Annotated in this window: 9 protein-coding genes; 7 read left to right on the forward strand and 2 right to left on the reverse strand. The window is 71.7% G+C overall.

Annotated elements, in window-relative coordinates; genetic code table 11:
• Positions 1-105 precede the first annotated feature (105 nt).
• Positions 106-1146 carry a winged helix-turn-helix domain-containing protein gene (locus tag AB0F40_RS22325; protein ID WP_357472809.1) on the forward strand — a complete coding sequence of 347 codons (1041 nt, stop codon included), beginning with the start codon at positions 106-108 and terminating at the stop codon, positions 1144-1146.
• Here AB0F40_RS22325 and AB0F40_RS22330 read toward each other — a convergent pair.
• Both AB0F40_RS22330 and AB0F40_RS22335 read right to left on the reverse strand, forming a co-directional pair.
• The gene (locus AB0F40_RS22330; protein ID WP_357472812.1) at positions 1124-3220 is read right to left on the reverse strand and encodes a septum formation family protein; all 2097 of its coding nucleotides are present in this window, start codon (positions 3218-3220) and stop codon (positions 1124-1126) included. The two genes, AB0F40_RS22325 and AB0F40_RS22330, sit on opposite strands and share 23 nt — an antisense overlap.
• 144 nt (positions 3221-3364) lie before the next feature.
• Complete coding sequence (locus AB0F40_RS22335) at positions 3365-4189, reverse strand: exodeoxyribonuclease III (protein WP_357472815.1); 825 nt, start codon at positions 4187-4189, stop codon at positions 3365-3367.
• A gap of 151 nt (positions 4190-4340) precedes the next feature.
• Between AB0F40_RS22335 and AB0F40_RS22340 the strand changes: the two genes are divergently transcribed.
• The 6 genes from AB0F40_RS22340 (at position 4341) to AB0F40_RS22365 (ending at position 11824) form a co-directional block, all read left to right on the forward strand.
• Entirely contained in the window at positions 4341-5861 is a 1521-nt protein-coding gene (locus AB0F40_RS22340; RefSeq protein WP_357472818.1) for an ABC transporter substrate-binding protein, read from the forward strand.
• Between the two features lie 25 nt (positions 5862-5886).
• Positions 5887-6834: an ABC transporter permease gene (locus AB0F40_RS22345; protein WP_357472821.1), complete on the forward strand. Its 948-nt coding sequence runs from the start codon at positions 5887-5889 to the stop codon at positions 6832-6834.
• Positions 6831-9416: a dipeptide ABC transporter ATP-binding protein gene (locus AB0F40_RS22350; RefSeq protein WP_357472824.1), complete on the forward strand. Its 2586-nt coding sequence runs from the start codon at positions 6831-6833 to the stop codon at positions 9414-9416. The genes AB0F40_RS22345 and AB0F40_RS22350 overlap by 4 nt, the downstream gene beginning before the upstream one ends.
• 80 nt (positions 9417-9496) lie before the next feature.
• Entirely contained in the window at positions 9497-10132 is a 636-nt protein-coding gene (locus AB0F40_RS22355; protein ID WP_357472827.1) for a sigma-70 family RNA polymerase sigma factor, read from the forward strand.
• Positions 10129-11280 (forward strand): hypothetical protein, encoded by a 1152-nt coding sequence (locus AB0F40_RS22360; protein WP_357472831.1) that lies wholly within the window; start codon positions 10129-10131, stop codon positions 11278-11280. The genes AB0F40_RS22355 and AB0F40_RS22360 overlap by 4 nt, the downstream gene beginning before the upstream one ends.
• Positions 11281-11404: 124 nt before the next feature.
• The gene (locus AB0F40_RS22365) at positions 11405-11824 is read left to right on the forward strand and encodes a rhodanese-like domain-containing protein (RefSeq protein ID WP_357472834.1); all 420 of its coding nucleotides are present in this window, start codon (positions 11405-11407) and stop codon (positions 11822-11824) included.
• Positions 11825-11900 lie beyond the last annotated feature (76 nt).

Consider the following 11900-nt stretch of genomic DNA (forward strand, 5'->3'; position numbering starts at 1 on the left):
GTCCCTCTGTGTGTGCGGGGTGAAACCGTGCGCGGCATGCCGCGTAGGGCCCCGGACGGTCAGGGCGCGCGGGGGGCGAGCCGACGGGGGCCACGGGAGAGGCAGATGGTCAGGGAGGGCCTGATGCTGCGGTTCCACTTCACTTCGGATGATCTTGCCCGGGTACGGATAGCTCCGGGCCCGGACCCCATGTGGGAGGTGCTGCTCAGCGCCCATGTGGTGAACCAGCGTTCGGGCAGCGTGCTGTTCGGGCCGTGGCGGCAACGGGTGCTGTCCGGACTCGGTCCCGCTGCGCGGATGCTGCTGCGCCTGATGCCTCCGCGCGGTTACTCGCCCGACTTTCTCACGCCGGTGACGGGTACCGAAGATTTCGAGACCGGGCTCGACGCGGTGCTGTCCACCTCCAGGGCGCGGCTGGACAACGACATCTCGATGCTGGCGCGCGGACACAGGTCGCACGCCTGGATGCGCGACCTCGCCGACGGTTCCGCACCGGCGGTGCGCGGCCTCGGCGTCGCTATGCGTACCTACTACGAGCAGGCGGTGGCCCCGTACTGGAGCGGCATCCGTGCCACCGTCGACATCGACCGAGCAGCGCGCACCAGGGCCTGGGTGGCTGGCGGCACCGAGCACGCGCTGCGGACGCTGCACCCCTCGGTCCGGTGGCAGCACCCGGTCCTGTCGGTGGCGACCGCCGCGGAACGCGACGTACACCTGGCCGGGCGTGGCCTGCTGATCATCCCGTCGTACTTCTGCGTGCGGGCGCCGATCACGTTGGCCGATTCCGAGCTGCCACCCGTGCTGATCTATCCGATCATGCGCGAGCTCGCCGGGGCCGACCGGGGCCTCGAGACCCGGTCCGACGGCGGACGTCAGCTCACCGCGCTCCTCGGCCGGACCCGGGCCGCGGTGCTGCGCGTGCTCGGCACCGGGGCCACGACCAGCGAGATCGCACATCGGCTGGCGATCTCCCCGGCGTCGGCATCCGAGCACGCCACGGTGCTGCGCAACGCCGGCCTCATCACCAGCGGACGCGAGCGCAACACGGTGATCCACGCGCTGACCCCGCTGGGTCAGACCCTGCTGAACGGCTGTGGCGGTCAGGCCCCCACGATGCTGTCGGTCACTGCAGGAGATCCCGCGTGATCGGTTCGGCGGTGGTCGCGAGGCACAGGCCGACCCGGTCACCGTCGTCCCACGACTCCGCGCTGGGACCCCAGACGACGTAGCTCACCGAGTCGACGAACGCGCTCTTGCGCGCGACGGGGCCGAGCTGCTTGGTGCCGCACACCAGAGCCACTCGCTTGTCGACCTCGTCCCGCCCTGGCCAGACGGCGGCGTCGGCGAAATCGGTGCGGCCCACCACCTGGGCGGTGTGCGAGGCGTCGCAGGGCACGGCGAGCACCTCGGAGACCTCGCCGTCCCCAGGGATCGACTCCACGCACGACCCGAGGACCAGCTGTAGTGGATGTACCTCGCGGGGCTCCGCGATCATCGCTTCGATCGGCTCCCACTGCTGCTTGTTCGCCACGTTCAGGACGATGGCGATGACGACAACGACCGCGACAACTGCCGCGACGGCGCCGCCGATCATGGCGAACCGGCGACGCCTGGCGGTCGTTTCGGCCTCCGTCGGAGGGTGCCAGCCGGCGTAGGAAGCCTCGGGCGCGTAGCCGTGCACAGCCGGGAACGAGTGCTCGGAACCGTTGCGCACGGCGGGGAACGGTGACGGCGGCTGCTGCGACCCGGACCCGGCGGCGTACCCCGGCGCGTCGGGCTGGTACTGCGGCGCCACCGCGGGCGCCGGGAACGGGCTGGGCGGTGCCGAGGACGTCGGGCTGTGCACGGCGGGCGAAGCGAAGAGCGCTGCCGGCTCGGCGTGCGTCTCGTCCGCGGCCGCCGGTTCCGCCTGATCAGGTGCTGCCTGCTCGCCGGGCGCCTTCGCCGGGTCCGCTGCCTGCGGGTGTTCCGCAGCAGCCTGGTCCTCGGTCCGCTGGTCCCCGGCTTCCTGGTCCTCGACGTGGTCGCCGGCTTCCTGGTCATCGGCCGGGTCCGTCTCGCCGGCGACCGTGCGCGGGCCGAGCTCCTTCTTGTGCGCCGCGGCGATCGCGGCGAAGGAGAGCGCCTTGAAGTCGAACGGCTCCTCGACGGCCGGGGCAGTCGTGCTGTCCGACGGCGTCCGCGTGCCGGTCGCGCTCGCACCGGCGGACCTCGGCGTGCCTGCCTTGTCGGTGTCGGTGTCGGTGTCGGTGTCGGTGTCGGTGCTGGTGCTGGTGCTGGTGCTGGTGCTGGTGCCCGTGTCCGCGTCGGTGCCGTCGCCGGCCGCATCGCCGGCGTCGTCCGAGTCGGCCTCGACCGCGTCATCGGCCGGCGCCGCGGCTGACTCCGCTGCGTCGTGGGCGGGCGGCGTCGGCTCGACCGGAGTGGTGGGCGCGGGTGCGGCAGGCTGCTGGAGTGCAGGCCCCGGCACGATCGTGATCTCCTCTGTGGGCGCCTCGGTGCGCTTCGGGGTCGGCGGTGCAGAGGGGGTCCCGGGCTCAGCGGGCTCAGCGGGCTCAGCGGGCTCAGCGGGCTCAGCGGGCTCAGCGGGCGTCGCTTCGGCGTCCGCCGGCCCTGACGCTGCGGCGTGCCCGGCAGCCGCCTCGGCGGGTTCGGGCCGCGCCGCCGCATCGACGGGTTCTTCGTGCGCAGCTGCTCGAACGGGTTCCGCGGCCGGTTCGGCAGGTTCAGCCGGGGTCGGCTCCGAACCAGCAGAGGTCTCCGCGGTCGGCGCAGCGGGTTCGACCGGTGCGGCAGGCTCGACGTCGTTCGTCCCGGAACCGGCCACGGACGAGGGCTTCGAGGCCGGCGCGACGTCCGCCGTCGGCTCGTCCGTGCCGCCCCCGGCAGGTCCAGCGGCCTCTGTCTCAACAACCTCCGCCTCAGCGACCTCCGCAGCCGCACTCGGAGCAGCGACCTCCGCTGCCGAGTCATCCGGCGCGCCCGAGTCGTCAGGCTTACCCGCGTCCACCTGCTCGGACGACGCCGCGCCGTCCGACTCCGCCGCGCCGTCCGACGTCGCGCTGTCCGACGTCGCGCCGTCCGACGGGCCCGCGCTGTCCGCGCTGCCAGGTGCGGCATCCTGCTCCGGCACGACCGCGGACGCCGTCTCGGCAGGGTCCGTGGCAGGGACCTTGGCGACTTCAGTGGCGGCCGGGGACTGGTCGGGCGTCGACGTCATGCAGTTAACTTACCGACATTCGGCAACGACCTTTGCACCGGGACGACGCCCGCTCCGACTGCGCTCCATTTATGGACAATTTCACCCGCTGATTTCCCCATCGCGAGTGGAACCTCGGCGGGCTCTGTCCCGTACAGGGAGGCATCAGCCGGTGACGTCGACGATCACGGGGACGTGGTCGGAAGCGCTCTTGCCCTTGCGCTCCTCCCGGTCGATCGCGGCAGCCGACGCCCGGCCGGCGAGCGCGGGCGACGCCCAGCAGAAGTCGATCCGCAGCCCCTTGTTCCGGGGGAAAGCGAGCTGTTGATAGTCCCAGTAGGTATAGGTGCGTTCCTCCGGAAGGAACTTCCGCGTCAGCTCCGTGTAACCGGCTTCGCCGAAGGCGTCGAACGCGGCCCGTTCCGGTGGGGACACGTGCGTCTTGCCCTCGAACGCCGCGGCGTCGTACACGTCGGTGTCGAGCGGGATCACGTTCCAGTCGCCCATGAGCGCGACGGCGTCACCGGCGTCGGCCCAGCCCTGCGCGGCGGTGCGCAGGGACTCCAGCCAGGCCAGCTTGTAGGTGTAGTGCGGGTCGCCGAGCGCACGACCGTGCGGCACGTACAGGCTCCACACGCGGACTCCGCCGCAGGTCGCGCCGATCGCGCGTGCCTCGATCGGCGGCACGACGTCGAGCAGCGGGTCCGGGCCGTCCTCGATGATCGACTTCGCGAATCCCGGTTGCTCCGGGAAATGGGTGGCGACGTCGTCGAGGCCCACGCGTGACGCGATCGCCACACCGTTCCACTGCGAAAGCCCGAAGTGCGCCACCTCGTACCCGGCGGCCTCGAACGCCGCCGTCGGGAACTGGTCGTCCCGGCACTTGGTCTCCTGGATCGCCAGGACGTCGGTCTGTGACCGGTCGAGAAAGGCGAGCACGCGGTCGACCCGCGATCGGATCGAGTTGACGTTCCAGGTGACGAGGCGCACGAAGACAGCGTAGGGCTGATGGGGTGCCCTTGCCGACGTCGGCACCTTGCACCGAGGTCGGTCCAGTGCTCTGCCGATCTGGGTGCGAAGTGCCGACCTCGGGAGTCCGGGGCCTGTCCAGGTGGAGGTGCACCCCGACTACCCTGGCTTCGTGCAGATCCTCACCAGTCGCCGTGCCGTCGGCGCAGCCGCCGTCCTCACCTCAGTGGCGCTCGTCGCGGCGTGTTCTGCCGGCAGCTCCTCCGGTGAGGGCGAAGGAGCGCGCACCGACGTCGTCGTCGGCCTGACCGGGGAGCCGACCAACCTCGACTTCACGACCACGTCCGGCTCTGCCATCCCGCAGCTGCTGATGAACAACGTGTACGAGGGCCTGGTGACCATCGACCAGGAGGGTGCGGTCCAGCCGCAGCTCGCCGAGTCGTGGGAGGTCAACGGGGACCGCACCGTCTACACGTTCCGGCTGCACGACGGCGTGACGTTCTCCGACGGCTCGCCGTTCACCGCGGACGACGTCGTCGCCTCGATCGACCGGGTCCAGGAGGACTGGACGCTGAGCCTGAAGTCCAAGATGGACGTGGTGGCGAAGGCCGAGGCGAAGAGCGACACCGAGGTCGCCGTGACGCTGAAGCGCCCGAGCAACGCGTGGCTGTTCGACATGGGCACCTCCGTCGGAGCCATGTTCCCGGACGACCTGTCCGCCGACCTGGCGACCGAGGCCGTCGGCACCGGCCCGTACACCGTCGAGGAGGTCGCGACGGGCGAGCACATCACGCTCGCGGCCCGCGACGACTACTGGGGCGAAGTGCCACCCATCGAGGACATCACCGTGCGCTACTTCGCGGACGCCAACGCCCAGGCCAACGCGGTCCGCGCCGGAGACATCGACATGGCGTACAACCTGCAGACCCCCGACCTGCTCGCCGGCCTCGAGCAGGACGAGGAGCTGCAGGTCATCGACGGCACGTCGACGGGTGAGGTCCTGCTCGCGCTCAACAACGACGAGCCGCCCTTCGACGACCTCAAGGTGCGCCGCGCGATCATGTACGCGATCGACCGGCAGGCCGTCCTCGACACCGCGTGGGCCGGGCACGGACAGCTCATCGGCTCGATGGTGCCGCCCACCGACCCCTACTACCAGGACCTGACCGGCGCCTACCCGCACGACCCGGACCAGGCCAGGGAGCTGCTGGAGGAAGCAGGCGCCGAGGACCTGAGCATCACGTTCGACGTCCCGACCCGCCCCTACGCGGAGGCCGTCGCCCAGGTGGTGGTGTCTCAGCTCCAGGACGTCGGCATCGACGCGACGATCGTGCCCACCGAGTTCCCCGCCGTCTGGCTGGACAAGGTGTTCACCAAGCACGACTACCAGATGTCCGTGATCCTCCACACCGAGGCCCGGGACCTGCTGACGATCTTCGGCGACCCCGACTACTACATCGGCTACGACAACCCGCGGCTCACCGAGATCGCCCAGCAGGCCGACCGGGGCAGCCCGGACGAGTACGTCGCCGGCATGCAGCAGGTCGCCCGGATGATCGTCGACGACGCGGCGAGCAACCCGCTGTTCCTCTTCCCCAACACGGTGGTGGCGGACGCCCGCCTGACGGGCATCGCCGCGAACGCGACCACGGAGTCGATGGACCTGACCGGCCTGCGCTGGTCCGACGGCTGACGCGGCCCGACGCCGGACACCACCCGTGGCCAGACACCTCGCCTCCCACCTCGCCCAGCTCGTCGCCACCCTCCTCGTGGCGACGGCGGCGATCTTCGTGCTGCTCCGGGTGCTGCCCGGTGACCCCGCGATCGTCGCGCTCGGGATCGAGGCGTCCCCCGAGGCGCTCGCGGCCTGGCGCGCCGAGCACGGCACGGACGAGCCCTTGTTCGACCAGTACCTCGACTGGGTCGGTGGTCTGCTCACCGGGGATCTCGGGACCAGCCACGTGACGGCGCAGGAGCTCACGCCGCTGGTCGCGGACCGGGTCCAGGTGACGGGCATCCTCGTGCTGCTCGGCATGCTGATCGCCCTGGTCGTGGCGATCCCGGTGGGCACGCTCGCCGCCGTCTGGCACCGGAACGCCGGCGGGGTGACGCTCTCCGCGGTGAGCCAGGTGGGCGTCGCCGTACCGAACTTCCTGGTGGGCGTGCTGCTGGTGGCGCTGTTCGCGGTGCGGCTGGGCTGGCTGCCCTCGGGCGGCTGGACGGCGCCCGCCGACGGGCTCGGGGAGTTCTGGCGGCACGTGCTGCTGCCCGCCGTCGCGCTGGGTTCCGTGCAGGCCGCGATCATCACCCGGTACGTGCGCAGCGCCGTGCTGGAGATCATGCGCGAGGACTTCCTCCGCACCGCCCGCGCCAAAGGGCTCACCTTCACGGGTGCGCTCGTGCGACACGGGCTGCGGAATGCCGGTGTACCCATCGTGACGGTGGTGGGCGTGCAGATCGCGTCGATGCTGATCGGCGCCGTCGTCATCGAGCGGGTGTTCGCCGTACCCGGCCTCGGCAGCCTGCTGCTGGACTCGGTGGGCAACCGAGACCTGCTCGCCGTGCAGTCGATAGTGGCGGTGCTGGTCGTGCTGGTCGTGCTGCTGAACTTCCTGGTCGACCTCGCCTACACCCTGCTGGACCCGCGGCTCAGGAGGGCGTCATGAGCGACCAGGCGGGGGTCGCGGCCCGCCGCCGGCCCATGGGGCATCCCCAGCTCGTGATCGGCGCGGCTCTGGTTGGGCTGGTCGTCGTCATGGCCCTGGTGTCGCTGGTCTGGACACCCTTCGACCCCGAGCACGCGGGCGCCGAACGGCTCCTGCCACCGGGCGCCGAGCACTGGTTCGGCACGGACCGGTTCGGCCGCGACGTGTTCTCACAGGTCATGGCTGGTGCACAGATCACGTTGCTGGTGGGCGTCGTCGCGGTGGGGATCGCCGCGGTGGTGGGCGTACCGCTCGGCGTGCTCGCGGGGATGCGGGGCGGGCGCCTCGGGGCCCTCCTGATGCGGGGGAGCGACATCCTCCTCGCGTTCCCCGGCCTGCTGCTCGCGATAGTCCTGGGCGCCGTCTACGGCGCGGGCACGGTGACGGCGATGGTCGCGCTCGGCATCGGCTCCATCCCGGCCTTCGCCCGCGTGGCCCGCAGCGGGACGCTCCAGGTCATTCGGTCCGACTACGTGCTCGCCGCCCGGGCGGCGAATCGTGGCGAGCTCGCGATCGCCAAGCGGCACGTACTGCCCAACATCGCCGGCACCGTGCTGGTGCAGTGCTCCGTGAACTTCGCGATCGCCGTGCTCGCCGAGGCCGGGTTGTCCTTCCTCGGCCTGGGCACACCCCCGCCGACGCCGTCCTGGGGCCGCATGCTCCAGGAGTCGCAGCAGTTCCTCGGCGTCGCCGACCACCTCGCGATAGTGCCCGGCGTCGCCATCGCGGTCGCGGTGCTCGGATTCAACCTGCTGGGCGACGGGTTGCGCGACGTGCTCGACCCGCGGCTCTCTGCGACCTCCCCGGCGGATACGCGGACGCCGGTCGCCGGCCGGCCGGCGCAGGAACCGCAGGCAGCATCCCCGTCCGCCTCGCAGGTGGAGCCTGCCGCTCTTCCGCCCGCCCTCGACATCCGCGACCTCACCGTCCGCACGGACGGCGGCCGCCCGCTCCTCGCCGACGTCTCCCTGAGCGTCGCCGCCGGCGAGCGCGTCGGCCTGATCGGGGAGTCCGGCTCCGGCAAGACCATGACGGCTCTCGCGGCACTCGGTCTGCTGCCCGACGGCGTGGCGGCGACCGGGCACGTCGCGCTCGACGGCGTACCGGGAAACCTGCTGGACCGGGGCGAACGCGCTCTGGCGCGGCTGCGCGGCGAGGCGATCTCGATGGTGTTCCAGGAGCCGATGACGGCTCTCAACCCGCTGATGCGGGTCGGCAGACAGGTCGTCGAGACGATGACCGTGCACGGCACCGCGCAGCCGGCCGCGGCCTCGCGCGCCGCGGAGCTGCTCGCGGAGGTCGGCCTGCCCGAAGGCGCCGCACGGCGCTATCCGCACGAGCTGTCGGGCGGGCAGCGGCAGCGGGTGGTGCTGGCGATGGCGCTGGCCAACGACCCAGCGGTGCTGGTGGCGGACGAGCCGACGACGGCCCTCGACGTCACCGTGCAGCGCCAGGTGCTGGACCTCATGGTGCGCCTCGTCGAGGACCGCGGTGCCGGCCTCCTGTTCATCACGCACGACCTCGCGGTGGTGTCCCAGGTCTGCGAGCGGGTGGTGGTGCTGCTCGACGGCGTGGTGGTCGAGGAAGGGCCGGTCGCCCAGGTCTTCGCCGACCCGCGGCACGCGTACACGAGACGGTTGCTGGCGGCGTCCGCGCTGGAGCCACGGGCCGCGACCAGGCCGGCCGCCGTCGTCCAGGAACCTGCGCTCATCCGGCTCGAGGACGTGACCCGCACCTATCCACGGCGCGGCCAGACCGTGCACGCGCTCAGGGGCGTCTCCCTGGAGGTCCGCGAGGGGCAGCGGTTCGGCATCGTGGGGGAGTCAGGTTCGGGCAAGTCGACGCTGCTGCGGATCGTGGCGGGGCTGGACCGGCCGACGTCGGGCCGGGTGAGCAGCGCGGGCGTCGACCTGAGCGCGGCGCCGCGCGCCGGGTCCGGGCGGGACGGGCGGTCCGGGCGGGACGCCGACCGGCCGACGTCGTCGGGCGAGCTGGGCGACCTGCGGGCCGCCCTGCAGCTGGTGTTCCAGGACCCGTACGGCTCGCTCGACCCGCGCATGACGGTCGGCGACATCGTGGCCGAGCCGCTCCTGAACCCGGCAAACGTGCGCGAGGGCGGCCCACGGACGGCGTCCGACCGGCGCGACGCCGTACGCGAGATGCTCGACGCCGTCGGCTTGCCGCTCGATGCCACGGAGCGGTACCCGCACCAGTTCTCGGGCGGACAGCGGCAGCGCATAGCCATCGCGCGGGCCCTGGTGTGCCGGCCGCGCATCCTCGTGGCGGACGAGCCGGTCAGCGCACTCGACGTCTCCGTCCGACGGCAGGTGCTGGACCTGCTCGCCCGCCTGGCGGACGAGTACGCGCTGACGCTGCTGCTCGTGTCGCACGACCTGGGTGTGGTGCGGCACGTCTGCGACTATGTCGCGGTGATGCGCGACGGCCGGATCGTGGAGCAGGGGCCCACCGGCCAGGTCTACGACGATCCGCAGCACGAGTACACCCGCCGCCTCCGCGAGGCGACCCCCGTGCTGACGCTCTGACACGTGGTGCCGCCGGATGAGATCGTCGGGACCTGTTACCCCGGCTGTTACTCCGGCGCCCGAGCGGACATTGCACAGACGTGACGACCACACGAGGCCTGTCCGACGGCGATCCCCCGTCGGACGAGGACCGGATCAGCGAGCTCTGGCGCTCCTATGCCTGGCGGGTCCAGGCGTACGCGTTGCGCCATGTCGACCCCCACGACGCTCAGGAAGTGGTGTCCGAGACGTTCCTGGTCGCGTGGCGCCGCCTGGCCGGCATCCCGGGCGACCCGTTGCCCTGGCTCCTGGTCGTGGCGCGCAACGTGGTGCGCAACCAGCGCCGCGCTGCCCGACGGCGGAGCGCGGCCGAGGAGCGGCTCCTCCGGCTCGAGCGCGTCGCCCGGGCGACCGATGACCCCGTGCTGACGGTGAGCCGGCGTGACGCGATCACGGCGCTGCTCCGCCTCGCGCCGAAGGACCGCGAGGCGCTGCTGCTCACCGGGTGGGACGGGCTCACGCCGGCCGAGGCGGCGCAGGTGGCCGGTTGCTCGGTAGCGGCGTTCAAGATGCGACTCTCCCGGGCTCGCCGCCGGCTCGAGTCCGAGAGCGCGCTCCTTCCTGATTCGACCTCGTCGGACAAGGGTGGCGCGCCCGAACCGGGCTGGGCCGTCAACGCGCACGCACCGCGCACGACCGACACGGTGACCGACCGAGCGGCGAGGAGAGCCCGATGAACCGCACGTCGTACGACACCCTTCGCGACCTGGCACCGACCGATCCGGTGGATGCCGAAGGGCTTGAGGTCGCGCGCGCGGCGTTCGACCGAGGCTTGCGCGCCGAAACCGTCGGTGGCGCGTTCCCCGTCGACGGCCGGGGGAACCTGGTGCCCCCGCGCTCGAGGCGTGTGGGGCGCCCGGGCAGAGTCCTCGTGGCGGTGACCGCGAGTGTGCTGCTGATCGGGGTCGGAGCGATCGGCGCGGTCCTGATCAGGGACATCGCGGGGCCGGTGGAGTTCGGCCCACCGGTCGGCGCCCCCGATCCCCTGACGGGTTCGACTGTGGCGCCGCCGTCGGCAGCGCCCGGGGACGGGCACGGCGTGCAGTGCGACCACCACAACATGAGCACTGACATGGCCCCGGAGATCCCCTCGTCGGAGTGGCCAGACCTGATGGAGCACGGCTGGACGCTGCCCGATGTTCCGGTGACGGCCCCGCCGACGTTGCAGGGTGCGCCGGTGGAGTGTGCAGGGCAGATCGCCGCGCTGGTGTTCGCCGACGCGGCGGATGATCGGGCGATCGCCGTGTACGCGGGAACACGGGCGCCGGGCCTTGCCGCTCCTGAGACATCGTTGGGCGAGGCGGAGGTGGGCAAGACCGGAACTGGGGACCTCTTCGTGGAGTGGGCCGACGAGACCGGTCACCTCTGGTACGCCCAGGCGGGGGGTGTCTCGGTCGAGGAGTTCCGGACGATCCTGAACAGCCTCACCTACGGTGCGGACGGTTCGGTGACGGGCCCTGTGCCAGACGGGTTCGAGCAGGTGGAGACCCCGGAGGTGGAGCCAGGGACGACAATGTATCTCTGGCGAATGCGCCACGACGAGGTCTCCTCATACCTCTGGGTGACGTGGCCGGTCACAGAACCGATCGAGGCGGGCCTCGCAGACGGCCGCGACTACACGGCGGTCGAGTTCGATGGCGGCGTTGCTCTATACGGCCCCGGCATCCCGGGGCTGTCAGCCAATCCGCCGAGCCTGCGCTGGGAGAAGGACGGTGCTCGCTTCTGGCTCTTGGACTCCGGGGCGGACCTGGAGACGCTCAAGGCTCGTGCACGTACCGTCCGGCCGCTCGATCTCGACGACTCCCAGCTGGCGCCCTACAGATGAGGTGATGCGAGACGCGATCGGTACGGCCCGTGCGGCCGACGGCGTAGCGCGGCTAACGGACACTTCAGGAACCTCACGCGTCGGGGCACTTGTCCTCAGCTTTCCGGATCCGCAGACTCTGGCTATGACGACCTCCCAGGACACCTCCGCCGCCGTCGCGCACTTCACCGAGCGGCTCACCTTCGAGACCGACGTCGCCGACGTCCACGCCGATCTTGCCGCCGGCGTCCCGTTCACCCTCGTCGACGCGCGGTCCCAGGAGTCGTGGGACCAGGGGCACATCCCCGGCGCAGTGCACCTGCCTGGCGGCAAGGTGAGGCTGCGGGCCGAGCAGCTCATCGACCGGGACCTGCCGGTCGTCACCTACTGCTGGGGCCCCGGCTGCAACGCCGCGACCAAGGCCGCACTCGAGTTCGCGAAGCTCGGCTACCAGGTCAGGGAGATGCTCGGCGGGTTCGAGTACTGGGTGCGCGAGGGCTTCGCGTACGAGACGGCGACGGGCCGCACCCAGCCGACCCCGGACCCGCTGAGCTCCCCGGTCTGAGGGGCGCACAGGAAGGTCCGCCTCGAGAATGCGATCTGGCATGGTTCACAGGCCGGATCCATGCCAGATCGCATTC

The organism is Promicromonospora sp. NPDC023987, assembly GCF_040639055.1.
In the GTDB taxonomy this organism is placed as follows: Bacteria; Actinomycetota; Actinomycetes; order Actinomycetales; family Cellulomonadaceae; genus Promicromonospora.